This is a genomic window from Novosphingobium sp. AP12 (assembly GCF_000281975.1).
In the GTDB taxonomy this organism is placed as follows: Bacteria; Pseudomonadota; Alphaproteobacteria; order Sphingomonadales; family Sphingomonadaceae; genus Novosphingobium.
Window position 1 is genome coordinate 53,722 of the sequence record NZ_AKKE01000158.1, and the last position, 25,016, is coordinate 78,737.

At 68.3% G+C, this 25,016-nt stretch carries 24 protein-coding genes and 1 tRNA gene; 12 read left to right on the top strand and 13 right to left on the bottom strand.

Translation table 11 applies throughout. From position 1 onward, the window contains the following. Positions 1 to 57: 57 nt before the first annotated feature. The 3 genes from wecB (at position 58) to PMI02_RS22785 (ending at position 3,364) form a co-directional block, all read left to right on the top strand. Positions 58 to 1,191 carry a non-hydrolyzing UDP-N-acetylglucosamine 2-epimerase gene (gene wecB / locus PMI02_RS22775; RefSeq protein ID WP_007687441.1) on the top strand — a complete coding sequence of 378 codons (1,134 nt, stop codon included), beginning with the start codon at positions 58 to 60 and terminating at the stop codon, positions 1,189 to 1,191. Continuing rightward, entirely contained in the window at positions 1,181 to 2,482 is a 1,302-nt protein-coding gene (gene wecC, locus PMI02_RS22780; protein WP_007687443.1) for a UDP-N-acetyl-D-mannosamine dehydrogenase, read from the top strand. The genes wecB and wecC overlap by 11 nt, the downstream gene beginning before the upstream one ends. A gap of 366 nt (positions 2,483 to 2,848) precedes the next feature. Beyond that, positions 2,849 to 3,364 carry a CHAP domain-containing protein gene (locus PMI02_RS22785; RefSeq protein ID WP_007687445.1) on the top strand — a complete coding sequence of 172 codons (516 nt, stop codon included), beginning with the start codon at positions 2,849 to 2,851 and terminating at the stop codon, positions 3,362 to 3,364. Between the two features lie 74 nt (positions 3,365 to 3,438). Here PMI02_RS22785 and PMI02_RS22790 read toward each other — a convergent pair whose 3' ends face one another. The 6 genes from PMI02_RS22790 to PMI02_RS22815 form a co-directional block, all read right to left on the bottom strand. Continuing rightward, positions 3,439 to 4,251 carry a sterol desaturase family protein gene (locus PMI02_RS22790; RefSeq protein WP_007687447.1) on the bottom strand — a complete coding sequence of 271 codons (813 nt, stop codon included), beginning with the start codon at positions 4,249 to 4,251 and terminating at the stop codon, positions 3,439 to 3,441. 127 nt (positions 4,252 to 4,378) lie between these two features. Beyond that, positions 4,379 to 5,053: a CDP-alcohol phosphatidyltransferase family protein gene (locus PMI02_RS22795; protein ID WP_007687450.1), complete on the bottom strand. Its 675-nt coding sequence runs from the start codon at positions 5,051 to 5,053 to the stop codon at positions 4,379 to 4,381. A gap of 251 nt (positions 5,054 to 5,304) precedes the next feature. After that, positions 5,305 to 6,066 (bottom strand): molybdopterin-dependent oxidoreductase, encoded by a 762-nt coding sequence (locus PMI02_RS26765; protein ID WP_007687452.1) that lies wholly within the window; start codon positions 6,064 to 6,066, stop codon positions 5,305 to 5,307. Next, positions 6,063 to 6,911: a cytochrome b/b6 domain-containing protein gene (locus PMI02_RS26770; RefSeq protein ID WP_007687454.1), complete on the bottom strand. Its 849-nt coding sequence runs from the start codon at positions 6,909 to 6,911 to the stop codon at positions 6,063 to 6,065. Before PMI02_RS26770 ends, PMI02_RS26765 begins: the two co-directional genes overlap by 4 nt. Then, positions 6,908 to 7,516, bottom strand: a complete 609-nt coding sequence (locus PMI02_RS22810; protein WP_007687455.1) for a carboxymuconolactone decarboxylase family protein — start codon at positions 7,514 to 7,516, stop codon at positions 6,908 to 6,910. The genes PMI02_RS26770 and PMI02_RS22810 overlap by 4 nt, the downstream gene beginning before the upstream one ends. 18 nt (positions 7,517 to 7,534) lie before the next feature. After that, positions 7,535 to 7,951: a secondary thiamine-phosphate synthase enzyme YjbQ gene (locus PMI02_RS22815; RefSeq protein ID WP_007687457.1), complete on the bottom strand. Its 417-nt coding sequence runs from the start codon at positions 7,949 to 7,951 to the stop codon at positions 7,535 to 7,537. A 70-nt stretch (positions 7,952 to 8,021) separates the two neighbouring features. Here PMI02_RS22815 and PMI02_RS22820 point away from each other — a divergent pair, with 70 nt between their 5' ends. The 5 genes from PMI02_RS22820 to PMI02_RS22840 all read left to right on the top strand — a co-directional run bounded on the left by PMI02_RS22820 (position 8,022) and on the right by PMI02_RS22840 (position 12,142). Then, on the top strand, positions 8,022 to 8,822 hold the full coding sequence (locus PMI02_RS22820) for an enoyl-CoA hydratase-related protein (protein ID WP_007687458.1): 801 nt from the start codon (positions 8,022 to 8,024) through the stop codon (positions 8,820 to 8,822). Further along, positions 8,819 to 9,577 (top strand): enoyl-CoA hydratase/isomerase family protein, encoded by a 759-nt coding sequence (locus PMI02_RS22825; RefSeq protein ID WP_007687459.1) that lies wholly within the window; start codon positions 8,819 to 8,821, stop codon positions 9,575 to 9,577. Before PMI02_RS22820 ends, PMI02_RS22825 begins: the two co-directional genes overlap by 4 nt. A gap of 109 nt (positions 9,578 to 9,686) precedes the next feature. Then, entirely contained in the window at positions 9,687 to 11,171 is a 1,485-nt protein-coding gene (locus tag PMI02_RS22830) for a diguanylate cyclase (protein WP_007687460.1), read from the top strand. A gap of 100 nt (positions 11,172 to 11,271) precedes the next feature. Next, a tRNA-Gly gene (locus PMI02_RS22835) sits at positions 11,272 to 11,345 on the top strand. A gap of 125 nt (positions 11,346 to 11,470) precedes the next feature. Next, complete coding sequence (locus PMI02_RS22840) at positions 11,471 to 12,142, top strand: hypothetical protein (protein WP_036505093.1); 672 nt, start codon at positions 11,471 to 11,473, stop codon at positions 12,140 to 12,142. A 30-nt stretch (positions 12,143 to 12,172) separates the two neighbouring features. On the opposite strand, the gene PMI02_RS22845 is transcribed toward PMI02_RS22840, so the two are convergent. The 6 genes from PMI02_RS22845 to panC form a co-directional block, all read right to left on the bottom strand. Beyond that, positions 12,173 to 12,796, bottom strand: coding sequence for an OmpA family protein (locus tag PMI02_RS22845; RefSeq protein ID WP_007687462.1), 624 nt, complete (start codon positions 12,794 to 12,796; stop codon positions 12,173 to 12,175). After that, positions 12,793 to 14,628, bottom strand: a complete 1,836-nt coding sequence (locus PMI02_RS22850; protein WP_007687463.1) for a sodium:proton antiporter — start codon at positions 14,626 to 14,628, stop codon at positions 12,793 to 12,795. The genes PMI02_RS22845 and PMI02_RS22850 overlap by 4 nt, the downstream gene beginning before the upstream one ends. An 82-nt stretch (positions 14,629 to 14,710) precedes the next feature. Continuing rightward, positions 14,711 to 15,289 (bottom strand): hypothetical protein, encoded by a 579-nt coding sequence (locus PMI02_RS22855; protein ID WP_007687464.1) that lies wholly within the window; start codon positions 15,287 to 15,289, stop codon positions 14,711 to 14,713. Beyond that, complete coding sequence (locus PMI02_RS22860) at positions 15,286 to 16,641, bottom strand: sensor histidine kinase KdpD (RefSeq protein WP_007687465.1); 1,356 nt, start codon at positions 16,639 to 16,641, stop codon at positions 15,286 to 15,288. Before PMI02_RS22860 ends, PMI02_RS22855 begins: the two co-directional genes overlap by 4 nt. 22 nt (positions 16,642 to 16,663) lie before the next feature. Further along, positions 16,664 to 17,353, bottom strand: a complete 690-nt coding sequence (locus PMI02_RS22865) for a response regulator transcription factor (RefSeq protein WP_007687466.1) — start codon at positions 17,351 to 17,353, stop codon at positions 16,664 to 16,666. A 466-nt stretch (positions 17,354 to 17,819) separates the two neighbouring features. Then, positions 17,820 to 18,683: a pantoate--beta-alanine ligase gene (gene panC / locus PMI02_RS22870; protein ID WP_007687469.1), complete on the bottom strand. Its 864-nt coding sequence runs from the start codon at positions 18,681 to 18,683 to the stop codon at positions 17,820 to 17,822. A 137-nt stretch (positions 18,684 to 18,820) separates the two neighbouring features. Here panC and PMI02_RS22875 point away from each other — a divergent pair, with 137 nt between their 5' ends. Beyond that, a complete protein-coding gene (locus PMI02_RS22875; protein WP_007687471.1) occupies positions 18,821 to 19,645 on the top strand; it encodes a division plane positioning ATPase MipZ in 825 nt (274 codons plus the stop codon). 4 nt (positions 19,646 to 19,649) lie between these two features. After that, complete coding sequence (locus PMI02_RS22880) at positions 19,650 to 19,940, top strand: J domain-containing protein (protein ID WP_007687473.1); 291 nt, start codon at positions 19,650 to 19,652, stop codon at positions 19,938 to 19,940. Between the two features lie 10 nt (positions 19,941 to 19,950). Here the strand turns inward: PMI02_RS22880 and PMI02_RS22885 are convergent, their stop codons facing one another. Next, positions 19,951 to 20,685 (bottom strand): metallophosphoesterase, encoded by a 735-nt coding sequence (locus PMI02_RS22885; RefSeq protein ID WP_007687475.1) that lies wholly within the window; start codon positions 20,683 to 20,685, stop codon positions 19,951 to 19,953. A gap of 230 nt (positions 20,686 to 20,915) precedes the next feature. On the opposite strand from PMI02_RS22885, the gene pgmG reads away from it, so the two are divergent. Together pgmG and PMI02_RS22895 are read left to right on the top strand one after the other, a co-directional pair. Beyond that, positions 20,916 to 22,316: a phosphoglucomutase/phosphomannomutase PgmG gene (gene pgmG, locus PMI02_RS22890; RefSeq protein WP_036505137.1), complete on the top strand. Its 1,401-nt coding sequence runs from the start codon at positions 20,916 to 20,918 to the stop codon at positions 22,314 to 22,316. Between the two features lie 68 nt (positions 22,317 to 22,384). Next, positions 22,385 to 24,847: a ligase-associated DNA damage response DEXH box helicase gene (locus tag PMI02_RS22895; protein ID WP_036505138.1), complete on the top strand. Its 2,463-nt coding sequence runs from the start codon at positions 22,385 to 22,387 to the stop codon at positions 24,845 to 24,847. Positions 24,848 to 25,016: the final 169 nt, after the last annotated feature.

The following is a 25,016-nucleotide window of genomic DNA, read 5'->3' on the forward strand; positions in this document are numbered from 1 at the left end:
GTGCGGACGGCGGACATCTTATTTCATGCTTAACACTAGGCTGGTACTTCGCCTCGCATGACCAGCACCCGCCCCGCACGAATCCTCGTCGTCTTCGGCACCCGGCCCGAGGCGATCAAGATGTTCCCCGTCGTCCATGCGCTGAAGGCCGATCCGCGCTTCGAATGCGTGGTCTGCGTCTCGGCGCAGCACCGCCAGATGCTCGACCAGGTGCTCGAGATCGCCGGGATCGTGCCCGACCACGACCTCGACGTGATGCAGCCCGACCAGACGCTCGACGCGTTGACCGCGAACCTGCTCACGGGGCTCGGCAAGGTGATGGACGCGGTGAAGCCGGACCGCGTCATCGTGCAGGGCGACACCGCCACCGCCATGTCCGGCGCGCTCGCGGCCTATTACAGGAAGATCCCGGTCGACCATGTCGAGGCGGGGCTGCGCTCGTACAACATCTATCACCCCTGGCCGGAGGAGGTGAACCGCAAGATCATAGGCGCCATGGCGAGCCTGCACTTCGCGCCCACCACCACCAGCGAGGCGGCGCTGCTGCGCGAGAACATCGCGCCGGGCCGCGTCCACGTCACCGGCAACACCGTGATCGACGCGCTCCACTGGGTCACCGCCGCGATCGAGGCCAAGCCGTCGCTCGCCTCGGGCCTCGCGGAACTGGAGGCGCGGTTCGCGGGCAAGCGCATCATCGGCGTCACCAGCCACCGCCGCGAGAACTTCGGCGAGGGCATGGCCGGCATCGCCCGGGCCATCCGCGAGATCGCCCAGCGGCCCGACGTTGCGGTGATCTTCCCGGTCCACCTCAACCCCAACGTCCGCAAGGTGATGAACGAGGGCCTCGCCGGCCTCGACAACGTCGCGCTGATCGAGCCGCTGGACTATCCGCACTTCGCCCGCCTCCTTGCCATCGCCGAGATCATGCTGACCGACAGCGGCGGGGTGCAGGAGGAAGCGCCCGCGCTCGGCAAGCCCGTGCTCGTCATGCGCGAGACCACCGAGCGCCCCGAAGGCGTGGAAGCCGGCACCGCCAAGCTGGTCGGCACCGACGCTGGCCGGATCGTTACCGAATTATCAACCCTGCTGGACGATAAGGCGGCCTACGAGGCCATGGCGCGCGCCCACAACCCGTTCGGGGATGGGCAGACCTCGCGCCGAATCGTGGAGCTGCTCGCGCATGAAATCTGATACCAAGCCCAGCGTCTGTGTCGTCGGCCTCGGCTACATCGGCCTTCCCACCGCCGCCGTGATCGCGCGCGCGGGCTGCAAGGTGCTCGGCCTCGACGTCTCGCAGCGGGTCGTGGACACCATCAACCGCGGCGAAATCCACATCGAGGAAGTCGACCTCGACGGCCTCGTCCAGGGCGTCGTCGCGCGCGGGCTGCTCTCCGCCTCGGTCGAGGTCGCGCCGGCGGACGTCTTCGTCATCGCCGTGCCAACGCCCTTCGATAAGGACCACGCGCCCGACATCTCCTACGTCCTCGCCGCCGGCCGCACGATCGCGCCGGTGCTGAAGGCGGGCGACGTGGTGATCCTCGAATCGACCTCGCCGGTCGGCACCACCGAGAAGATGCGCGACATGATCGCGCAGATGCGGCCCGACCTGAAGATCCCCGGCCTGACCCGCGAGACCCCCGACATCTCGATCGCCTACTGCCCCGAGCGCGTGCTGCCCGGCCGCATCCTAGAGGAACTGATTAACAACGACCGCTCGATCGGCGGCATCACGCCGCGCTGCGCGCGCAAGGCGCTGGCCTTCTACAAGCGCTTCGTGCGCGGCGAATGCGTCACCACCGACGCGCGCGCGGCCGAGATGACCAAGCTGGTCGAGAACGCCTACCGCGACGTCAACATCGCCTTCGCCAACGAACTGTCGATCGTCGCCGACCGCATGGGCCTCGACGTGTGGGAGGTCATCCGCCTCGCCAACCGCCACCCGCGCGTCAACATCCTTTCGCCCGGCCCGGGCGTGGGCGGCCACTGCATCGCGGTCGACCCGTGGTTCATCGTCCACTCCGCTCCGGAGGAAACCCCGCTGATCCGCACCGCGCGCGGCGTCAACGACGGCAAGATGCACCACGTCGTCGCCAAGGCCGAAGCGCTCGTCGAAGCACACCCCGACGCGCGCATCGCCTGCCTCGGCCTCGCCTTCAAGGCCAACATCGACGACTTCCGCGAAAGCCCGGCGCGCTTCGTCGCCAGCCGCCTCGCGCGCAAGTTCGGTGACCGCATGTCCGTGGTGGAGCCCTACGCCGCCGAGCTGCCGATCGAGTTCACCGACACCGGCGTCACCCACATCGACATCGACGAGGCGCTGGAGACCTGCGACGTGCTCATCGTGCTGGTGGACCACGACGTGTTCCGCGTCGTTCCGCTGGCAGAGCGCGCCGACAAGCTGGTCTACGACACCCGCGGCATCTGGGCCGACCAGCCCCGCGTCGGGCGTGAGGACGCCGCGAAGCTTGCACTGGCGGGTTGAGGGTGTCCGAAGCCTGAAAAAGTCACGCGGTCCCGGCTTGAGCCGGGACCGCCGGGCACTCCTGAGGCGATACCTTGCAGTGCAGCGGCTCGCGATTGGGGCTCGGCTGAAAACGGCCGGCGGTCCCCTTGTCGATCCGAGGGCGACGTTTCCCGCGCGAAGTTCGCCGAGATAACGCCTTGATTCGCTCAGAAACGCTGCGTTTCCTGCCGATCGTTTACATTCGGGAGGACCAACCGTTTCGCCGTTGTCCACAGGACGACGAATTGAGCGACGAACCGTGCGAGGCAGGCGGTGGGTGCCCGCCGCGTTCGCTATCGCAGCAAGGTTTGGCGGTTATAACTCCAAACCATGAAATTGGTTCCCATGGTCGCAGCCATCGCCATCTCCCTCGCAGCCTCCGTGGCGTCGCCTGCAATGGCGAAGCCGCTACAGTGCGTTCCCTATGCAAGGGCGCATTCGGGGATCGACCTGCACGGCAATGCGGCAACCTGGTGGGACCAGGCCGAAGGTACCTACGCCCGGGGTCAGAGCCCGCGCGCCGGATCGGTACTGGTGTTCAAGGCCAGCGGCGCGATGCGCGTCGGCCATGTCGCGGTGGTCGACAAGATCGTCGACGAGCGCCACGTCGTCCTCAACCACGCCAACTGGTCGCGCCCCGGCATGATCGAGACTTCGGCCATGGCCGAGGACGTCTCCGAGAACGGCGACTGGAGCAGCGTCCGCGTCTGGTACTCGCCGACCCAGTCGCTCGGCCTGCGCGCCAGCCCGGCGTTCGGCTTCATCTATGCGCCGGGCACGCAGGACGCGGCGCCGGCTGCTCCCACGCCCAGCCGCGCGCGCTTCGAAGCGGCTTTTGCGGATCTCGTTCCAGCGGGCTGAGTTTGGCGGCGGTTGTTCCGACGTTAAGACCAACTCCGCGCCCCGTTCGTGTCGAACGGGATTGCAACTGAGGCTCAGGCCGTCTCCGCGCCCTTCGTCCCTGCCTTGGGCCTGCGCTGGTATTCCGCGCCCTTGTAGCCTTCGCCCCGGTCGAGCGTACCGAACATCCAGTCGTAGAGCAGGGTGATCGTCGCGAAGTTGCCGCCGGTGAAGCGGGCGTGGTGATTGTGGTGCATCACCGACATCGTGTTGAGATAGCGGAACGGGAAGCGGTTCGATTCCCACAAGTCGTGGTTGTGCAGGTTGATCTGCGAGAATGCCACCCAGGTCACGACGATCGTGACCACCTGGAAGCCGCCCATGACCAGCGACAGCCCGAAGATGCAGGCGGTGTAGAGGCCCAGTCCCATCGCCACTTCGAGCGGGTGGATGTAGCTCGAATCGTCTCGGCAGGGGTTGTGCTGCCGGTGGTGGACGGCGTGGACCCACATCAGCGGACCGCCGAGGACGCCGCCATCGTGGAACAGGAAGCGGTGCATCAGGTAGTAGAAGAAGTCGTAGACCATCAGGATCACGGCGCAGTCCAGCACAACGCGCCACCACGGCTGGGCGTCGGCGGTGAGGCAGAACGGGAGGATCAGGCCGAAGATGACGAGGGTGAAGGCGGCGCCCCACTTGCGGTTCATCGACTGGTTCGCCGCGTAGCGCGGGTTCTCCATCTTCTTCGCATAGGCCGAGCCGTTGAGGTGGACCGCCGCGCGCAGCGTCGGTTCCATCCGCGCGAGCAGCTTGCCCGCCAGCGTCAGCGCGACGATGCCGAATGCCGCATAGAGCGACAATTGCCATTCGTAGGCTGCCAGCAGGCCATCCAGCCAGACTTTGTCCATGGTCCTCTCCTATCGACCTTCCCGCCGACTCGCCCTTGGTCGAGAACGGTGTTCTCAGGAAGATATGAGGCAATAAAGATCATTAGTCCACATGCAATTTACAGGAACGCAGCCCGGAGGCGGGCGGTCAGAAGCTGGGTTCGATCCGCGCGAGCTTGCGGGCGGACTTGACGGTCTGCACCACGAAGATCCCGATGAGGATCACGCCGACGCCGCCGACGAACCAGTCGAACCCCGTCATGGCCTCCATGTCCCGCTGCTTGTCGCCGAAGATCAGCATCGCGAAGGTGAGGCTGATGAGGATCAGGCGCAGTTCCGTGGGGCCGGCCGAGAGGTAGGACAGCCGCATCTCGCCCAATACGCGCACCGCCAGGAAGGCGTGGATGCAAAGCAGCAGGTAGCCGACGAGGGCGATCAGCGAGACTTCGAGCCGGACGTAGGGGCTGACCCCGATGCCGAGCAGGATCAGGAAAGTCGCCAGCCCGTCGCAGCTGTGGTCGAGGAAGTAGCCGTAGCGCGGACGCTCGATATGGCGGAAGCGGGCGAGGCTGCCGTCCATCGAATCGCCGAACCAGTGGAGCAGGTAGCCGGGCATGCAGAGCCACAGCCAGTCCTCGTCGAGCAGGCTGGTGGCATATCCGGCAAAGATCAGGACCGCGCCCACCATGCCCAGCGCGGTCAGCTGGTCAGGCTTCACCCAGGCCGGCATGCGCGCGCAGAGCCAGTTGAGCAACCGTCGCTCGCCGATCGCCAGGACATTGCGCTGGATTCGGGCGGGGGGGCTGATGCGGTTGTCCTGCATGGGGCCTTATTGTGACATGTCGATTACTTGGCAAGGCAAACTGGCGTCGAATGCCCCCATTTCGTCGCTTCCGGACGTCGCATTTTCCTACACGTCGCCGCTGTGCCAGGCTCGCCTCGAGCCCCTGCCGGTGCCCCGCGCCGAAACGGGGCTTTATTTGAACCGTAAGCCGCACCTCTCCAACGCATGCACTTCATCAACTTGCGTGGTGTGCAATCGGTGAGAACGTGCCCTGAAATCCTCGGATTTCCTCAGATTCCGGCGTACCAGGCATAGTCTCCGTTGTCCTCCCAGTACCCGCCACGGCCGCCATGGATGCCCTGCGGCGACGCCACCGCCTCGATCCGGGCGACGAACTTGGCGTGTTTGTACCCCAGTTGCCGCTCCACCCGCAGCCTGAGGGGGGCCCCGTGCGCTTCCTCGAGCGGTTTTCCGTTCATCGCCCAGGCCAGGATCGTCTGCGGATGGAAGGCGTCCACGAGGTCGATCGATTCGTAATAGGGCTTGCCGTGGTAGAGGTCGGCGCAGTGGAACACGAGGTAGCGCGCTTCGGGCCTGGGCCGCGCCATGTCGAGCAGGAGGGCGAGGCGCGGGCCCTGCCAGCGGGCGATCGCGCTCCACCCCTCGACGCAGTCGTGGCGGGTGATCTGGGCGCGCTGCGGCAGGTCGCGCAGGGCGTGGAGCGGGACGGCGATTGGTCGCTCGACCAGGCCATCGACCCGGAGCGACCAGTTGGCAAAACCCTGCGCGAGGTGCTGGCGGTAGGCGGGGTCAGCCACCTCGCGGCTGCCGTTGGCGCGGAACTGGGGCGACATGTCCGCCTCGCGGTACTCGCGCGCCAGGGCATCGCGGCCCAGCGCGCGCTGGGTGGCGCGGTGGAGGTCCTCGGCGCTCTCCAGCGTGCCGCGGAAGGTCGGGTTTTCGAACAGGCGGTCGCAGCCGGGGAGGAGCAGGCCGCCGGCGCTGGCGACACCCGCGCGGATCAGGCGGCGGCGGGAGAGGATGAGGCTCACTCGCCTCGCTCCTTGGGCAGGCGATACCAGCCGGTGACGATCGAGCGCAGCTCGTTCAGCGGCCCGGCGAGCACGACCATGAGGATGTGAACGAGGAAGAACGCCACCAGCCCGAAGGCGCAGAGGAAATGCACCGAGCGGGCCGACTGGCGGCCGCCGAAAATCTCGCCAATCAGCGGCGCCCAGGCGTCGGTTCCCGGCGACATGGCCAGCCCGGTCAGGATCATCCCCGGCAGCAGAACGAACAGCACGGCGGCATAGGCGAGCTTCTGGAGCACCGAATAACGCAGCGCCGCGGCGCCGGTGGGGAAGCGCAGGCGGGCGTGTTCGCGGATGTCGTGCCACAGGTGGGATGGGCGCCACTCGGCGGAGCGGATGTGGATGTCGCGCTGCAGGTGGCGGCTGAGCAGCGACCACGCGAGGTAGAACAGCAGTCCCAGCGCCAGCACCCAGGCGAAGGCGAGGTGCCAGATCCGCCCGATCGCGAGGCTGTAGTTCGAGGGGATCGTCGCCCAGTACGGCACCGCGCGGCGCTGGACCCGGCCATCGGCATCGGTCCAGAGGCCGAGCATGCCGGTGGTGTCCCAGCGCCGCCCGGCGAGTTCGAGGTAGCCCTGCTCGCCCGCGCCGGTCCGCGCGGAGCCGATCTTGAGCCAGGCGTGGTCGAAGTTGGCGCCGTAGTCGCCCCAGTAGAGGCGGGGATGGGCGTTGAAGATCATCAGCCCGCTCATCAGCATGACCAGCAGGGTCACGGCATTGACCCAGTGCCATAGGCGCGTCGGCAGGCGGTGGCGCCTGACCAGGTCGCCGCCGACCGGAGCGGATGGGGCGCCAGGCTCGGTCAAGCGTGGACCAGTCCGGGGTTGCCGTCCTCGAGCGGGATGCGAAGCGAGTTCTGGACATAGGCGGTGGCGACGTATTGGCCGACCATCATCGGAAACTCGATGAGCTGCGCCTCGTCCCAGGTCCGGGCGAGGATGTCCCAGGTGGCGTCGGAGAGCGCCTTGTCGTCGATCAGTTCCTCGACGCCGCGCAGGATCGCCGCCTCGTGCTCGCTCCAGCCGGGCGCGGCGGAGCCGGTGCGCACGCGGGCGATTTCCTCCGGCCCAAGGCCGACGCGGTAGCCGATGGCGACGTGCTGGCCCCACTCATAGGGCGCGCGGCAGAGCCAGCCGACGCGCAGTACCGCCAGTTCGCGCTCACGCGGGGCGATGCGGCCACGGAACAGCGCCGCACCCATCTCCATCTGGCAGCGGAAGATGTCGGGATGCTTGACCACGGTGCGCATGTATTCGGGCACCTCGACCATCGGCGGAGCGCCGGCGCCGGCCCGCACCGCGACGATCAGCGCACGCGAGGCCTCGTCGATCTCCTCACCCGGAACGGCGGCGATGCGGGGGCCGGAGCCGACGACGTGGGCTTCCCGTTCCGCAATGTCGAATTCGTCCATCGTCCCTCTCTTATCCGCTTATTGGCCGATCAGGTGCACCGCGACCTGCCGACGGTGCGGCATGCGCCGATGCTCGGCAAGGTAAATCCCCTGCCAGGTGCCCAGCGCCATCCGGCCGCCGATCACCGGAATCTGCAGGTTCACGCCGGTCAACGTGGTCTTGAGGTGCGCGGGCATGTCGTCCGGCCCCTCGTCGTCATGGGCGTAGTGCGGGCCTTCCGGGGCGAGGCGGTCGAGCCAGGCTGCGAGGTCGGTGCGCACCTCGTGCGCCGCGTTCTCCTGGATCAGCAGCGAGGCCGAGGTGTGGCGGCACAGCAGCGTCAGCAGGCCTTCGTCGATGCCGCTTTGGTCCAGCCAGCTGGCCATCGCCGACGTGATATCCGTGAAGCCGCGCCCCGGCGTGTCGAAGGATAGGATGGTCGAGGCTTGTCTCATGGCCCCACGATCCTGAAGGCAAGTGCGACCGCTTTCAACCGCGGCGATACGAACGAGAGAGGAGCCCGCCATGGAAACGCAGTTCTGCAAGGTCGAGATCGACGGCCATGTCATGACCGTGACGATCGACCGCCTGGACATGCGCAACGCCCTGCACGGCGATGCAAATTTCGAGCTGGGCGAAGTGTTCGATCGCTTCGAGGCCGATTCCTCGCTCTGGGTCGCGATCCTGACCGGCGCGGGTGACAGGGCCTTCTCTGCCGGCGCCGACCTGCGCACGCCCTTCGACAAGGAGGACCCGCGTGCCTTCAACGGTATGCCCGTGCCCGAAACCGGGTTTGCCGGGATCGTCTGGCGCTTCAATCGCCGCAAGCCGGTGATCGCGGCGGTCAACGGCTTCGCGCTCGGCGGCGGGTTCGAGGCGGCGCTGGCCTGCGACGTGATCGTCGCCGCCCAAACCGCCAGCTTCGGGCTGACCGAGCCCAAGGTCGGCCTCGCGGCGCTGGGCGGCGGCATCCAGCGGATCGTGCAGGAACTCGGCCCCAAGCGCGCCCACGCCATGCTGCTGACCGCGCGCAAGGTCCCTGCTGCGCAGGCGCTCGAGTGGGGCATCGTTGCCGAGGTCGTTCCCGACGCCGAACTGCTGGCCTGCGCGCGGCGCTGGGCGGACGAGATCGTCGCCTGCTCGCCCGCCTCGATCATCGCGACCAAGGCGGTGATGCAGTCGTATTACGACCACGGCATGGAAGCCTCGAACCGAGAGATGTTCGGCCTTCCCGAAGTGCGCGCGATGTTTGCCGGGGCAGACGTGCTCGAAGGGGGCAAGGCCCTGTTCGAGAAGCGTCCGCCGGTCTGGGGCGACCCGCAGTGAGCGCGCCTAGCCCGGTGCAGGTCGAGCGGCTGGGCGCGGTGGCGCTGGTCACTCTCAACCGCCCTGAACGTCGCAACGGCGTGACCGTGGCGATGTGCGAGGACCTCCACGCCGCCATCGAGGAGATCGCCGCGAGCGATGTCCGCGTGCTGATCCTGCGAGGAGCGGGAGACGATTTTTGCGTGGGCGCGGACATCGGCGCTTCCCCCGAGGAGAATGCCCGTCCATCTCCGACGGAGCCGACCGCCATGTATCACGCCTCCACCCTGCTCCACACGATGCCGCAGGTGACGATCGCCGCGATCGACGGCGGCTGCGCGGGGGCGGGCATGGGCTGGGCCATGGCCTGCGACCTGCGCTTCGGAACGCCCCGGGCGCGGTTCTCGACTGCGTTCCTCAACGTCGGCGTGTCGGGCGACATGGGCCTCGCCTGGAGCCTCGAGCGCGTGGTCGGCGGGGCCAGGGCGCGCGAACTGCTGTTCTTCCCCGATCGCTTCGGTGGCGATGAAGCCCTGCGTCTCGGTGTCGTGACCCGGCTGTTCGCGCCCGGCTTGCTGCATGCTGAAGCTCTCGCTCTGGCCAAAACCCTTGCAGAGCGCGATCCGCTGGCGCTGCGGCTGATGAAAGCCAACTTCGTTTCCGCCGAAACCCTTCCACTCGGCGAATACATCGAGGTTGAGACCACCCGGCACCTGCAGACCACCAACCGCCCGGAACTGGCGCGCCTGATGGCGGCAACGCGATCGCGTAGCTGAAGAATTTCCCGCATGCCTCTCAGGCATCGGCGCAGACCCGCAATTAACCTTGGCTCAATACGCGTATGGCAAACGATGATAGGACAGTGCCCTGCCCAAGGAAAGACTCATGCGGCACGCTTCATCGACCCTGACTGCAGCGCTTCTGATCCTGCTCCTGGTGGCCCACGCCGGCACCCTGGCACTGGCGCACGACCGGGCGATGGAGCTGTCCTTCGCATGGCTTATCCTCGCCCCGATCGCCGCGGCCGGCACCTGTTTCTACCGTGTCGTGACGCGGAGCGCCGAGGGTTGGTTGCCGATGGGCGCGGCAATGCTGTGCTGGGCCGGAGGCATGGCCACGACGATGGTCGCCACGCTGTTCCTCGAGATCACCAGCGAAGACCGGTTGAGCATGCTGCTCTACGTGCTCTACGGCGTGCCGCTGATCTTCGCGCTGGCGAGCCCCGAAGACGAACGGTGGCCGGTGCGCCTGCTCGACGCGGCGCTGGCCGCGGCGCTGGGCTACCTGTTCTATGAATACGTCAGCCACCTGAGCACGATGTCGGGGACGCAGTCGAAAAACCTCGCTGCCCTGCAACTGATGTTCGACATCGAAAACGGCTACATCGCCGTGCTCGCCTGCCTGCGATACCTGGCCGATCGCGGTCCGCGGCGGGGCTTCTTTCTCGCGGCGATGGGGTACGCGCTTGCCTATATGGCCTGCGCTGCCTACATCAATCACTTCGAGGCCGCTTCCCAATACGGCGGCTGGCCCGACCTCGTGATAGACCTACCGTTCCTCCTGCTGATCTGGCTCGCGCTGACCAGCCAGAATGCGCAGGTCGCTGGGTCTGCTGCGAGGCCCCGCCCCTTCGCCCGGGTCGTGCGGGTGGGAAGCCCGCTGGCGATCCCGCTGACGCTGCTGACGGTCGCGGTGCTGCTCGCCTCGTTCGACACGCGCATGGCGATCACCGGCTGCATCGCCGCCTCGGTGGGCTACGGCCTGCGCACGGTGCTGATGCAGCTCCAGAGCTTCGCCGAACACGACGAACTGCAGGAACTCTCCCACGTCGATGCCCTGACCGGCATCCCGAACCGCCGGCGCTTCGACGAAGTGCTCCAGCGCGAATGGGCCCGCCGGGATGACAGGCCCGGGCGGCTGGCGCTGCTGATGATCGACATCGACCACTTCAAGGAGCTGAACGACCGGTTCGGCCATTCCGTCGGCGACGAAAGGCTGCGTAGCGTCGCACTGGCGCTGGCCGAGTGCATCCGCCGCGAAACCGACCTTATCGCCCGCCACGGCGGCGAGGAGTTCGCGGCGATCCTGAGCGACGTCGACCCGCAAGGCGCCACGGCGATCGCGGAGCGCATGCGCACTTCGGTCGAGGGCCTGTCATTGCCGTCCGGCCGCGACTTGGGTGTCGTCACGGTCAGCATAGGTGTCGCCTGTGCGCACTTCGTCGACGGGGACCTGCGGGACTTCGCCGCCCAGGCCGACGCCGCGCTCTACGACGCGAAGAGAAACGGCCGCAACCAGGTCGTGCAGAGTGCTCCCTGTCTTCGCGTGGTGAGTGCTGCGCCTTCCGCCCGGGACGGCAGGGCGGCCTGAGCCACCGCCGATATTCCCCGGCGATCCGTTGACGACACGGCCCCTGTCGTGGCAAAGGCCCCTCACTCGGACGAACGCGGCCCACGCGGCCGACCGATCTGCGGGTGTAGCTCAATGGCAGAGCAGCAGCTTCCCAAGCTGAATACGAGGGTTCGATTCCCTTCACCCGCTCCAACTCCCAAAATTCGGTGCAGGGCGGCCATTGCACGGCGGGACGATAAACGCTGGCTCACTTGCGCGGCATCGGCCATCGTGGGGCTTGCCCATACTTGGCAGGAGAGTGCGTGTACCGTCCGACGATGATTGTTCTGGCCGCCATGGCAGCCGCAGCCCCCGCCGCCGCATTGGCCGATACCCCTCGTGAACTGCTGACCACCGCTGCATTCCAGGCTCCCGACAAGGCCAGGGCTCTGGCTCTGGTCGGGCAGGCGATTTCCGCGGCCGACAGGATACTCGCCAAGCGCGCGGGCGACCATGAGGCCTCGCTCCAGCGCGGTATCGCCATCGGCTACCGCGGGAAGCTGACGCGCAGCCGGTCTGACGTGAAGGCCTCGCTGGTGATCTTCGAGCGTCTGGCCGCCCAGAATCCGCGCGACGCCGAGGTCCAGATGGCGATTGCCGGCTGGCATCTCGGCGCGATCGACCAGTTGGGCAGCTTCCTCGCCCGCACCGCGCTGGGCGCCAAGGGGGCAGCCGGCCAAGCCGCGCTGGATCGCGCCGTGGCGCTTGGCGGCGACCGGGCGTTCTATCCGGGGCTGGGCGCACTGCTGCATATTCGTACCGACCATTCGGACGTCGCCCAGGCTCGCAAGTGGGCGGAGGCCGCGGCGAGCTCCCGGACGCCGACGACGCTCGACGGGCTGATGAAGCGGGCGGCCATTTCGATCCTGCCGGCGCTGCGCGCCAATGACGGGAAGGCGGCGGCGGCGCAGGCCCGCAAGCTGCTGCCGTTCGGCAAGCTGGAGGACTGACCGGCGGCGCTGCCCCGCCTGTGTCGGGCGTCAGGGCTTGGCCGGAGCAGAGCTCTGCGAGGACGGTCCGGCCGGGGGCGGGGGCGGCAGGTCGACCCTGACGTCCACGCGGCGGTTTTTCGCCCGGCCCTCGAGATCGTCGGTCCCGTCGAGCTTGCGGTTGGGTGCGATCGGCCGGGCTTCGCCCAGCGCGACGACGGTCATGCGGTCCGGGGGCACTCCCTTGCTTTCGAGATGGTCGCGCACTGCTTCGGCGCGGCGGCGCGATGCGGCGAGATTTTCGGCGTCGGAGCCCTTGGAATCGCTGTGGCCCCAGATCGTGACCGGGCCGCCCGCGAGGTACGCCGGTGCTTTCAGCAGCCCGTCGACGAGCGCCATCCCGCCGTCATCCGGCTGGTTGCCCTTGGCGGAGAAGGGCACGGTCACCTGCGTCGGCTCGATCGGCGGGGCCTCGGTCGGGCCGGTGTCGACTTCGGCGCGTATGATGGATTTCTTGACGATGTCGTCCGGCGCCTCGCTGGCGGAGGGATCGCCCGCGTCGTCCGGGACGGCGGCCTCGGTCGCGGTGTAGTTCGTCTCACCGGCGGGCTGGCAGGCAGCGAGGAACAGGGGCGCCGCCGTCAGTGCGGCGGACAGTGCGGAAAAGCCTTTCATGCGGTCGCCTCCTTCTTCGGGGTCTGGCGGGAAGGGTCGGGTTCGGCGCGGCGCGCGGGTCCATAGGACACCACCACGTCACCCTGCTGCGGGCTCGGCCGCGATGCGTGGGTGAAGAAGCGGATTCGGCCGTCCTTGCGCAGCACGAACAGCATGTCGGCCTTGTCCGCCAGCGCAGCCTGTGCGGCGGCGAAGTCGAACTGCTCGCTGATGCGGGTCTTGCGGAAGGCCCAGCCCTCTGCCTCGCGCTCCATGATCTCGGCGACGCCGTGGCCGGATGCGAACATGGCGCGGCCGCGCAGGGCTTCGGGGAGGCTGCGGTGATCCTCGTCATCACCCATGCCGCCGAGCTGGTAGACCGAATCGCGCCCGATATCGGGTGCGAACTCGCTGCAGACGAGGGCATTGTAGGCCTCGTTCTCGGTCGTCGCGGCGAGGACCTGGAACTGCGTGAGGTCGAGGCGCTCCTCGGTGGATTCGGCGAGAATCTCGCCGTGGTAGGTGGCGATGCCGGATTGCCGGGCAGGGGCGAGGCGCTGCCAGCTGTTGTCCGCGATCATCACCGGCAGGTCGAGCTGGCGTAGCTGCTGGGCGAGTGCGAGGCTCCACGAGGTGCTTCCGACGATCAGCAGCCCCTTCTGCGTGGCTCCGGTGACGCCCAGCCAGCGCGCGACGTAGCGGATGGAAAAACCGTGGGCGATGATCGTGGCGATGACCACCGAGAACGACAGCGTCACCAGGATCGAGCCGTCACCGTAGCCCAGCTGGTCGAGCCGCAGCGCGAACAGGCCCGAGACCGCGACCGCCACGACGCCGCGCGGGGCGATCCAGGCGACGAGCAGCCGCTCGTTCCAGGGGATCTTGCTGAACGCGAGGCTGACGAGGACGGTCGCCGGGCGAACCAGGAACAGCAGCGCCAACAGGAAGGCGATGAACCTCCATTCGAAGTGGCGCAGCACGTCGAGGTCGAGCGAGGCGGAGAGCAGCACGAACACGCCGGAGATCAGGAGGACGGTCACGTTCTCCTTGAACGGGTGAATGTCGCGCAGCGAATCCAGGCGCATGTTGGCGATGGCGATACCCATCACCGTGACCGCGAGCAGGCCCGTTTCCTGCTGGATGAGGTTGGACAGCACGAAGGTGCCGATCACCGCGACCAGCAGGACGGGCGCCTTGAGGTATTCGGGGACGTGCCCGCGCGGGAAGGCCCAGGCGATCGCCCTGGCAACGCCGTAGCCGATCAGCCCGGCGACCACCGCGGCGGCCAGCAGCGAGGCGACCACGGCCAGCAGGGTGCCGCCCTCGTCCGAACGGCGCAGGTATTCGTAGGTAATGACGGCGCAGAGGGCGCCGAAGGGGTCATTGACGATCGCTTCCCACTTGAGGATCGCGCGGGGGCGGGGCGCGACGTTGCTCTGGCGCAACAGCGGAATGACCACCGTCGGCCCGGTCACCACGAGGATGCCGGCGAACAGGATCGCCACCGGCCAGACAAGGCCCGCCACGTAATAGCAGGCCACGGCGCCCAAGACCCAGCCGAGCGGGATGCCGATCACCATCAGCCGCGCGACGGCGCCGTCGGTCTTGCGCAGTTCGCGGAAATTGAGGCTGAGGCCGCCTTCGAACAGGATCAGCGCGACAGCGACGGAGACCATCGGCTCAAGCAGTTCGCCGAAGGTGTGCTCGGGGACCACCAGCCCGGTGACCGGGCCGGCGATGACCCCTGCGGCAAGCATGAGGGCGATGGCTGGCCAGCCGGTACGCCAAGCGATCCATTGCGCGCCGATCCCGAGAATGCCGATCAGCGCGAAGACGAGGGCCTGTTGCTCCATACCCGGGCCTTAACGGACGAGGCGCGGTAAGGTAACCGACCGCCCTCCGCTTTGTGCGAAACCCCAGTTGCGCGGCGCGCGGTTATTCGACGACGAGGAAGTACTCGGCCACGCGGTTGCCGCCGTTGCGCACCTCGATCACGTAGCGCTGGGTGAACAGCGGCACCCAGCGGCAGGCGCGGCGGGCGTCGGCGGTGGTGCAGACCGGCCGCCGGTCGGCGTCGAGCACCTGCAGCGTGAGCGCCGTGTCGCTGGGGGTGGAGAGTGCGATGCTGGCCTTCTTGCCGGAGAGAAAGACCTGCTCGAAGCTGTCGCTGCGACCCGGAGGGGCCTTGCCCGAGCGATAGCCGGGGCCGAGCGGGCTACCGCGCAGCGGGCTCGGGCTTTCAGGCACCAGCGCGCGCCAGGCGGGCACCGGATCCTCGCCCTTCCAGTCGTCCAGAGGGCGGGCGCCGGAGCGTTCGATCACCGCCAGCGCCTGCGCCAGTGCGGCGGGGTCGGAGTGGGTCTGGGCAGTCTGCGCCGAGGCGAGCGCCAGAGCCACGCGTTCCCCGAGAGCCGGGGACGAGGCATCGTCCTGCGCTGCCGCCGGCACGCCGAACATGGCCGCCATGGCGAGGCCGCCGGCGATGACCATGGACTTGCGCGAGGAAGGGCTCATCGTTTGAACTCCGGGGTAACCGTGAAACAGGCGCCCTTGCCGGTGGGCACCAGCGTGATCTCCAGGTGGTGGCGTTCGGCGATCGCGCGGCACAGGGCGAGGCCGAGACCCGCGCCTTCCGTGCCGACGCGGCTGCCGCCTCGGCTGAATTTCTCGAAAATACTTTCACGCTGGTCTTCGGGAATGCCCGGTCCATCGTCGCTGACGACGAGTCTCGGCCCCCTGCGCAGCTTGAGGCGCACAGTACCACCGCTGGGAACGAACTTGAAGGCATTGTCGAGCAGGTTGGTGACCAGCCGAGTGAGCTGCATCTCCTCGCCGTCGATCACCACGTCGGGCTCGATGTCGAGTTGCAGCCGGTGCCCGGAATCCTCCGCGCTGTCGGCGTAAAGCTCGCCCAGCCGCGCGGTCAGGACACTCATGTCGACCGGCGAGAGGCCGTGCCGGTCGCCGCGCCGGGCCTCGCTGGCAGCGATGTCGAGCAGCGATTCGAGCATGCGGATGATGCCGCGGATTTCGGTGCGGGCATCGGCGATGCGCGAGGCGGTCTCGGCGTCGGGCGTCGCGGCCAGCGCCTTCACCAGCCGGTTGTCGAGGTGCATTAGCGGTGTGCGCATCTCGTGGGCGACATGGTCGGTCGTCTCGCGGTGCGCGGCGGCGAGGCGCTTCAGCCGGCTGAGGGCATTGCCCGAGTGGCTGGTCAGCTCGTCGATCTCGTCGCGCCCGGCCGAGCCGCGGGCGAGTTCCTCCAGGGCTGCGTCGTCGGGCTGGCGGAAGGCCGCGTTGATCCGCTCGAGCCGTCCGGCGAGGCGGTGCGCCGCCATCCATCCGCCCAGCGCCACCGCCAGCACCGCCAGCACGCCGCCGGTCAGGAACACCAGCGCCACCTGCCGCAGGAGGAGGCTGAGATCGCGGTACTCGTGCGCGACGAGCAGCCGCAGGTTGGGGCTGAGCTGGGTCGAGCGCGCGAAGGCATGGTCGGTGCCGTCAATCTTCAGGTTGGCCGCTTCCGAGACCCCGGCGTGAAGCCCCGGCCAGGTCTTGAGGTCGCCGGCGATGCGGTTGCCCTGTGCGTCGGCGAGGAGGTAATGGGCCGGGTCGCCGTCGCGCGGCTGCAGCGCGAGGCGGTCCTCGATGCGCTTGGCCAGTTCATGCTCGTCGCCGCTGGCGTAGATGTCGACCATGCCGGCAAGATCGACGTCGACCGCGCGTTCGAGCGCCTGCCGGTTGGTGCGCTGGATCGTTGCGTTGGTCAGCACCCACAGTCCGAAGGTGATGACTGCGGCGGTGGCGATCGCCCAGAGCACGATCTGCGCGAAGATCGAATGACGGATGACGAAGAGGCGGCTCATCTGGGGCTGGCGGGGCGGCCGCTCACCGTCCGTCCAGCAGGCGGTAGCCGGAGCCCCAGATCGTCTCGAGCGCGGGCTTGTCGAAGCCTTCTTCCAGCTTGCGGCGCAGGCGGCCGATGTTGACGTCGACGACGTTGGTCTGGGGATCGAAGTTCATCTTCCAGACGTCGCGCAGCAGCATCTCGCGCGTCAGGACCTCGCCCGCGTTCTCCATGAAGTAGCGGAACAGCTCGAATTCCTTGGGGCTGAGCGAGAGGTGGCGGTTGTCGCGGAAGGCGGTGCGCGCCTTCACGTGGCATTCGAAGGCGCCGTAGAGGATCACCGCCGAATGCTCGCGGCCCGACGACCGGCGGTGCAGCGCGCGCAGGCGGGCGAGCAGTTCCTCGCCCTCGAACGGCTTGGCGAGATAGTCGTCGGCGCCCGCGTCCAGCCCCTCGGCGCGGTCCGAGGTGCGCCCCAGCGCCGAGAGCAGCAGCACTGGCGTACCCACCCCGCTTTCACGCAGGCGCGACAGGATGGTCAGCCCGTCGAGGTCGGGCAGCATGCGGTCGAGGATGATGACGTCGAAGCGCTCAACCCCGGCGCGCTTGAGGCCGTCGCCGCCGGTGGGGCACCAAGTCACGGTGTCGCCCGACTGGCTAGCCAGTTCCTCGACCTGCGAGGCGGCGCGCGAATCGTCCTCGATGTAGAGGATGTTCAGTCCGCTCGTCATGACTGCACACGCAGTGACAGTGCCTCGGATCGCTTCTCGCGGGGGATCACGAGGCGCAGGACCGTCGGGCGCCGGCCAAGGGGACTGGGGCAGCGGCGCCTTGGGCCCCGAAACACGTTGAAACCGCCGAAAACGGCACGGCGGCTGAGCCGTGAAAACGTGTCCGGAGCCGCCGACCCTGCTGATCGACCATCCGGTTCGCTGCCAGCGCCTTGCCAGTGAGAAGCCCAGTCCTGAATAGCCATATCCCCCGGTCGATCGCCGGTTGCCTCCGGCGTCTCGACTCCAGTTCCGACCAGATGCTGGCACCGGCACCGATGCATCATCCCAAGGTCGCATCGTGAAATAAACCACAGCGCAGACGCGGTCGCCTGACAATGGCTGTTAAGCGACTGCCGGGATTAAGCGCGCTGCCCCACGACCGGAAGTCTACGGCTCCGCTTCGCCTTCGGTCAACTTGCGATCATCATGGCCGGGCGGGGGCCACCGCCATGTTGTCGATCAGCCGCGCCGGTCCGATCCGCGCGGCGACCAGCAGGCGCATCGGCCGGGTGGAGCGCGTGCCCAGGACCTCGAGGTTGTCCGCGTCGCGCAGCTGGCCGTAATCGACCGAAAGGAACCCGCCCGCGACGATCTCCGCCTCCAACCGGGCCAAGGCCCAGGGCACGTCGGCGCCGCTCTCGATCGCGGCGATCGCGCTGCGCATGGCCCGGGGCAGGGCGACCGCAGCCGCGCGGTCCTGTGCGCCGAGGTACGCGTTGCGCGAGGACATGGCGAGGCCGTCCGCCTCGCGCACTGTCTCCACGCCCAGGATCGCATCCGCCGCCGGCCGGGTAAGATCGAGGTCGCGGGCCATGCGGCGGATCACGGCGAGCTGCTGCCAGTCCTTCTCACCGAACAGCGCGACATCCGGCATGACCTGGTTGAACAGCTTGCACACCACCGTGGCGACGCCGTCGAAGTGCCCGGGCCGCGCCGCCCCGCAGAGCCCTTCGCTGACGCCTGCCACCGCAATGTTCGACGCGAAGCCCGCCGGGTACATCGCCTCAACCGTCGGCGCCCATAGCAGGTCCACGCCCTCCCCCTCCAGAAGGCGGGAATCTCGCTCCAGCTGGCGGGGATAGGCGTCCAGGTCCTCGTTCACCCCGAACTGCAGGGGGTTCACGAAGATCGAGACGACGACGCTCCGCGCATGCCTGCGTGCCTCGCGCACGAGTGTCAGATGACCTTCATGGAGCGCGCCCATCGTCGGCACCAGGGCGACCGGGCCGGCGCCGCGCAACTGCTCGACTGCACTGCGCAGTGGATCAAGGGTGTGGACGGTTTGCATTGGGGTTCACTGCTCCAGTATGGTGGCCTCGACCGGCAGGCGCGCGGAAGGTTCTCTAACCCCGGCGCGCTTCTGGGGGCAATGTTTGAAACGTGGGTCCGGCACTCCGGACCGCAGCAGGAAAGCGTAACGGTCACGTGACAGCGCATCGCATCGTCTTCGCCAACGAGAAGGGCGGCACCGGCAAGTCGACGACGGCCGTGCACGTCGCCATCGCGCTGGCTTACCAGGGGGCAAAGGTCGCCGCGATCGACCTCGATCCGCGCCAGCGCACCCTGTTCCGCTACCTCGAGAACCGCGTCGATACCGAGCGCCGCCGCGACATCGCGCTCCCCGGCGCCCGCTTCGCGGTCTACGACGGCGACGACCTGGGCGAACTCGACGACCTCGCCGAGCAGATCGCCGAAGGCTACGATTTCCTGGTGTTCGACACGCCGGGCCGCGACGATGCCTTCGCCCGCCACGTCGCCACCACGGCGGACACGCTGGTGACCCCGCTGAACGACAGCTTCGTCGACTTCGACCTCCTGGGCCAGGTCGACAGCGAGACCTTCAAGGTCAAGCGCCTGTCGTTCTACGCCGAAGTCATGTGGGAGGCGCGCAAGCAGCGCAGCCTCAAGACCATCAACGAAGGCCGGCGCGAGCTGGACTGGGTGGTGGTGCGCAACCGCGTCCAGCACGTCGAGGCGCGCAACATGCGGCGCATCGACGGCGCGCTCCAGGAACTGTCCAAGCGCGCGGGCTTCCGCATCGCCGGCGGCCTGTCCGAGCGCGTGATCTTCCGCGAACTGTTCCCCTCGGGCCTGACGCTGCTCGACAAGGGCTACCTCGGCGATCTCGGCACCAGCCACCTCGTCGCGCGGCAGGAAGTGCGCGGGCTCCTCGCCGGGCTGAACCTGCCGATGCAGGGCAAGCAGGCGAGCCAGGCCATCCCCGCGCCCGCCCTCGCGGCGGGCGGCTGACGCCATGATAAAGCTGCTCTGGCTGTTTGCCCTAGGTTGCATTGCATGGCGCCTCTATGCGGGCCGCTGGCCGTGGCAGCCCAAACTTGGCACCAAGGCCGCCCCGTCGTTCGAGGCTGCGCAGGCCCGCGTCCTGCTCGGCGTGGAAGCGGGGGCCAGCCGCCGCGAGATCGTCGACGCCCACCGCCGCCGCCTCGCCGAGGTCCACCCCGACCGCGGCGGCAGCAACGAACAGGTCCACGAAGCCAACGCCGCCCGCGACGTCCTGCTCGCCCAGCTGCCGGTCGAGGGGTAACGCGGCGTGGCTATACCCGCCCGGTCCTGAGCGCCCTGGCCCAGTCCATTCGCCCGTTCGCTTCGGCATCGCGGGCCGCCTGCTCCCAGTCGTAGTCCACGGCGCAGAGTTCGGCCGACCAGGCTCCCGCGGACTGCGTCAGGATGGCGTAGCGGGCGTAGGGAGAGCCGCTTTCCACGGCATGAGCAAAGGGCAGGTCATCAGCATAGGCAGGAAGGCCGACGCTTCCCGGATTGACGATGAGGCGTCCGTCGGCAAGCCGCACCACTCTTGCGACGTGGGTGTGGCCGCACAGGAGCACCGCCGCATCCACATTTCCGACGCGTTCCAGGACCTCCGCCCCGGTCGCCGGTCGCAATCCTGCTTCGTCGACCGTCTCCAGGAAGTAGTCGAGGTCGCTGCCGGGCGTGCCGTGGACCATCAGCACCTCGGGCGAGAGCCGCAGCGTGGCGGGCAGATCGGCGATCCAGGCCAATTGCTCGGGGCGCAGGCAGGCCGCGGCATGCCGGTCTGACAGGCCCATCCGTTCCGGCGCCAGCTCCAGCAACTGGCGCTCGTGATTGCCCCGGATGGTCGGCAAGCCCAGCGCCATCAGCCGATCGGCGGTTGCCTCTGGAAAGAGCGCTCCGGAGAGGATGTCGCCAAGGTTCACGATCTGGTCAACACCGCGCGCGGCCGCATCGGCCAGGACCGCATCCAGCGCGGCGAGGTTCCCGTGGATGTCGGAAATGGCGGCGATTTTCACCGGGCGGTTTTAGCGGATCGGCCAGTCCAGAGGAACCCGCTGTCGATGGCGGCCCTGGCATGACCCGGGCAGTCGCCAGCTGCGCAGTCCTGCGCCGCGCATGACTGGCCCAGCCTGTGCGCAGCCCCATCATACCTCAGGATACGACGTCGCGCGACCACCGCAGGTTACCTCGCCGCAATCGCCGTTGCGGGACTGTGAGGGATTGCGGATAAGCGGGCATGCCCGACATGAGCCACCGCTTCCATCCCTCCATCCTGCGCGAATACGATATCCGGGGCGTCGTCGGCGAAACGCTGGGCGAGGAGGATGCCTATGCCATCGGCCGGTGCTTCGCGGCGGTGGTGCTCCGTGCCGGCGGGCGCAGGGTGGTGGTCGGCCGCGACGGCCGGCTCAGTTCGCCAATGCTCGAACAGGCGCTGGTCGAGGGGCTTACCGCCAGCGGCATGGATGTGGTGCGCATCGGGCTGGCGGCGACGCCGATGCTCTACTTCGCGGAAGCCTCAGCCGAAGATGTGCAGGGCGGCATTCAGGTAACTGGCAGCCACAATCCCGCAGATCACAATGGCTTCAAGATGGTACTTGGCGGCCGGCCGTTTTTCGGGCCGGACATCCAGCGGCTTGGTGCGATGGCGGCGGGGGACCGGGGCACGCTCGAAAAAGGGGACGAACCGCTCGGGCGCAGTGAACAGCGTGAGATCCTCGGCGCTTATGTCGAGCGGCTGCTCGAAGGGCTGGCGGGTATCCATGCGGATCACGTTGGAACCCTGCGCATCGGCTGGGACGCCGGGAACGGCGCTGCCGGACCCGCCCTGGAACTCCTCACTTCTCGTCTGCCCGGCGAACACCATCTGCTCTACTCCGAAGTGGATGGGCGGTTTCCCAACCACCATCCCGATCCGACTGTCGAAGCGAACCTCGCAGACCTGCGCGCTCTCGTCGCCGCGAAGAACCTCGATTTCGGAGTGGCTTTCGATGGCGACGCCGACCGCATGGGCGTGGTCGATGCCAAGGGCAGGGTGATCGACGCCGACCAGCTTCTCACGATCTACGCCCGTGACGTGCTGGCTCGGCATCCCGGGGCCACGGTAATCGCGGACGTTAAGGCCTCGCGCCTCGTCTTCGACACCGTTCGCGCGCTGGGCGGCAGGGCCGAAATGGCGCCGTCCGGCCACTCGCACATCAAGTCCAGAATGAAGGAAACCGGTGCGCTGCTCGGCGGCGAAACCAGCGGGCACTTCTTCCTCGCCGACGACTATTTCGGCTTCGACGACGGCCTCTACGCCGCCGTGCGACTCGTCGCCGCCACTGCGCGGCTGGGCGCCTCCGTCACCGAACTGCGGGACGCCATGCCGGTCATGGCCAACACCCCCGAACTGCGCTTCCCCGTGCCCGAAGACCGCAAGTTCGCCGCGATCGAAGAAGTCCGGGAGCGGCTGTCGCAAGCGGGCGCCCAAATGAACGTCCTCGACGGCGTGCGCGTCGATACGCCGGACGGCTGGTGGCTCCTGCGCGCCTCGAACACGCAGGAGGCTCTTACCGCCCGGGCCGAAAGCGATACGGCCGAGGGGCTGGAGCGGTTGGTGGCAGAGATCGACCGGCAGCTGGCGTTGTCGGGCCTGTCGCGCTGAAGGGAAGGCTTCAGGCAACCCCCAGGAGAACGGTGCTTTTCCCTCACCGTGCAGATATGGTCCACCCAATGAGCGAACCCGCCCCCGGCATCATCCCGCCCGAGATCGCCGGCTGGTTCGACGCGCGCGGCTGGCGGGTGCGGCGCCATCAGCAGGAAATGCTCGCCGCCGCCGACCGGGCCAATCACGCGCTGCTGGTGGCCGATACCGGCGCGGGCAAGACGCTCTCGGGCTTCCTGCCGACGCTGGCCGCGTTCTGCCCCTCGCGGCTGGGGGGCAAGCCGCCTGAAGGCCTGCACACGCTCTACGTCTCGCCGCTTAAGGCGCTGGCGACCGACGTGCAGCGCAACCTGATCGCGCCGATCGAGGAGATCGGCCTGGCCATCCGCGTCGAGACCCGCAGCGGCGACACCTCGTCCGATCGCAAGGCCCGCCAGCGCGCGCGGCCGCCGCATGTGCTGCTGACTACGCCTGAATCGCTCTCGCTGCTGCTGAGCTATCCCGAGGCGCCGACCTTGTTCGCCGGGCTGCAGCGGGTGGTTGTTGATGAAGTACACGCTTTCGCCACCGGCAAGCGCGGCGACCTTCTGGCGCTGTCGCTGGCGCGTCTGCAGGCGATCAACCCGGGCCTCCAGCGCGCCGCGCTCTCGGCGACGCTGGCGGACCCCGACGAATACCGCGGCTGGCTGGCGCCCTGGGGCGATATCGACGGCGTCGAACTGGTCCACGGCGAGCCCGGCGCCGATCCGGTGGTCGACATCCTGCTCCCGCGCGAGGAGCGCATCCCGTGGAGCGGCCATGCCGCGACCTGGGCTATCCCGCAGCTGATCGAGCAGATCCGCGCCCATCGCACCACGCTCGTCTTCACCAACACGCGGTTCCTGGCCGAGTACATCTTCCAGGAGCTGTGGAACGCCAACGATGGCAACCTGCCGATCGGCATCCACCACGGCTCGCTGTCGAAGGAGGCGCGCGCCAAGGTCGAGGGGGCGATGGCGGAGGGCCGCTTGCGGGCGCTGGTCTGCACCGCCAGCCTCGACCTCGGCATCGACTGGGGCGACATCGACCTCGTGGTGCAGATGGGCGCGCCCAAAGGTTCGTCACGGCTGCTGCAGCGGATCGGGCGCGCGAACCACCGGCTCGATTGCCCGAGTGAGGCGGTGCTGGTTCCGGGTAACCGCTTCGAATTCCTCGAGGCCTTCGCGGCGCAGGAAGCAGTGCGGCAGGGGCAGCGGGATGGCGACCCGTTCCGGCCGGGCGGGCTCGACGTGCTGGCGCAGCACGTCATGGCGGTGGCCTGCGCCGGGCCGTTCCGCGAGGACGAGCTGCTTGCCGAAGTGCGCTCCAGCCTCGCCTATGCCTGGGTGGATCAGGCAATGTTCGCGCGGGTGCTCGAATTCGTGGCGACCGGCGGCTACGCGCTGCGCTCCTACGACCGCTTCCGGCGGATCGTGCGCGACAAGGACGGCACCTGGCGGCTCACCCACCCGGAACATGCGGCGCGCCACCGGCTGAATGCGGGGATCATCGTCGATGCCGAGATGCTCGACGTGCGCTTCCGCAACGGGCGCTCGCTCGGCAAGGTGGAGGAGGGCTTCGGCGCCAGCCTCGAGCCGGGCGACACCTTCCGCTTCGCCGGCATGGACCTCGAGGTCGAATCGCTGAAGGACCTCGAGCTGATCGTGCGCGCGGCCAAGCGCTCGGCGACGATTCCCAGCTATTCGGGGCAGCGCATGCCGATCTCCACGCACCTGGCCGACCGGGTGAGGGCGATGCTGTCCGACCGCGCGGGCTGGGCGCGTTTCCCGGACGACGTGCGCGAATGGCTGGAAGTTCAGGACTGGCGCTCGCACCTGCCCGCGCCGGGGCGACTGCTGGTCGAAAGCTTCCCGCATCGGGGGCTCCAATATACCAGCTACTACACGTTCGAGGGGTGGAACGCGAACCAGTCGCTCGGCATGCTCATCACGCGGCGGATGGAGGACCGGGGGCTCGGCCCGCTGGGCTTCGTTGCCACCGACTACACGCTGGTGGTCTGGGGCTTGAAGGAGGTAGAGGACCCGGCGGCGCTGCTCTCGCCCGATATCCTGACGCACGAATTCGTGGACTGGGTGCAGCAGTCGTACCTGCTGCGCCGGGCCTTCCGTGAGGTGGCGGTGATCTCCGGCCTCGTCGAGCGGCAGCAGCCGGGCAAGCGCAAGTCGGGGCGGCAGGTCACCTTCTCGACCGACCTCATCTACGACGTGCTGCGCAAGTACGAGCCCGACCACCTGCTGATCCAGGCCGCTTGGGCCGACGCGCGCGCGCGCATGACCGATGTCGGCCGTGTGGGCGACGTGCTCGACCGGGCGGCGAAGGAAGTGGACCACGTCCGGCTCGACCGCATCAGCCCGCTGTCGGTCCCGGCGCTGTCGATGATCGGGCGAGAGAGCCTGCCCTCGGGCGCGGCGGACGATGACCTCCTGCTCGAAGCCGAGAGCCTGGCCTCGGTGGCGATGCGGGTGGACCCGGTGGAGGACGTGGAGGGGTGAAGCAGACACGCGAAAACGCCCGCCGGCGAGCGCGGGCCTTACGCCGGGGAATTTGCGCGAAAAAGGGTCGGGTCGGCGTCACGGGCGCCCATGCTTGAGGGCGCGGGTACTCGTAGTGGGTTATGCCTTGCGAGCGGGCGCCGGGTAGAGGCATGGTTCAGCCCGGCTT

What these genes read in the sequence shown, in the direction of transcription:
- PMI02_RS22895 (WP_036505138.1), top strand. Translation starts at nt 22,385, where the DNA reads ATGAGCGAACCCGCCCCCGGCATCATCCCGCCCGAGATCGCCGGCTGG.
- wecC (WP_007687443.1), top strand. Translation starts at nt 1,181, where the DNA reads ATGAAATCTGATACCAAGCCCAGCGTCTGTGTCGTCGGCCTCGGCTAC.
- PMI02_RS22855 (WP_007687464.1), bottom strand. Translation starts at nt 15,289, where the DNA reads ATGAGCCCTTCCTCGCGCAAGTCCATGGTCATCGCCGGCGGCCTCGCC.
- PMI02_RS22860 (WP_007687465.1), bottom strand. Translation starts at nt 16,641, where the DNA reads ATGAGCCGCCTCTTCGTCATCCGTCATTCGATCTTCGCGCAGATCGTG.
- PMI02_RS22840 (WP_036505093.1), top strand. Translation starts at nt 11,471, where the DNA reads ATGATTGTTCTGGCCGCCATGGCAGCCGCAGCCCCCGCCGCCGCATTG.
- PMI02_RS22865 (WP_007687466.1), bottom strand. Translation starts at nt 17,353, where the DNA reads ATGACGAGCGGACTGAACATCCTCTACATCGAGGACGATTCGCGCGCC.
- PMI02_RS22880 (WP_007687473.1), top strand. Translation starts at nt 19,650, where the DNA reads ATGATAAAGCTGCTCTGGCTGTTTGCCCTAGGTTGCATTGCATGGCGC.
- panC (WP_007687469.1), bottom strand. Translation starts at nt 18,683, where the DNA reads ATGCAAACCGTCCACACCCTTGATCCACTGCGCAGTGCAGTCGAGCAG.
- PMI02_RS22830 (WP_007687460.1), top strand. Translation starts at nt 9,687, where the DNA reads ATGCGGCACGCTTCATCGACCCTGACTGCAGCGCTTCTGATCCTGCTC.
- PMI02_RS22845 (WP_007687462.1), bottom strand. Translation starts at nt 12,796, where the DNA reads ATGAAAGGCTTTTCCGCACTGTCCGCCGCACTGACGGCGGCGCCCCTG.
- PMI02_RS22810 (WP_007687455.1), bottom strand. Translation starts at nt 7,516, where the DNA reads ATGGACGAATTCGACATTGCGGAACGGGAAGCCCACGTCGTCGGCTCC.
- PMI02_RS22815 (WP_007687457.1), bottom strand. Translation starts at nt 7,951, where the DNA reads ATGAGACAAGCCTCGACCATCCTATCCTTCGACACGCCGGGGCGCGGC.
- wecB (WP_007687441.1), top strand. Translation starts at nt 58, where the DNA reads ATGACCAGCACCCGCCCCGCACGAATCCTCGTCGTCTTCGGCACCCGG.
- PMI02_RS22850 (WP_007687463.1), bottom strand. Translation starts at nt 14,628, where the DNA reads ATGGAGCAACAGGCCCTCGTCTTCGCGCTGATCGGCATTCTCGGGATC.
- pgmG (WP_036505137.1), top strand. Translation starts at nt 20,916, where the DNA reads ATGAGCCACCGCTTCCATCCCTCCATCCTGCGCGAATACGATATCCGG.
- PMI02_RS22785 (WP_007687445.1), top strand. Translation starts at nt 2,849, where the DNA reads ATGGTCGCAGCCATCGCCATCTCCCTCGCAGCCTCCGTGGCGTCGCCT.
- PMI02_RS22795 (WP_007687450.1), bottom strand. Translation starts at nt 5,053, where the DNA reads ATGCAGGACAACCGCATCAGCCCCCCCGCCCGAATCCAGCGCAATGTC.
- PMI02_RS22820 (WP_007687458.1), top strand. Translation starts at nt 8,022, where the DNA reads ATGGAAACGCAGTTCTGCAAGGTCGAGATCGACGGCCATGTCATGACC.
- PMI02_RS22790 (WP_007687447.1), bottom strand. Translation starts at nt 4,251, where the DNA reads ATGGACAAAGTCTGGCTGGATGGCCTGCTGGCAGCCTACGAATGGCAA.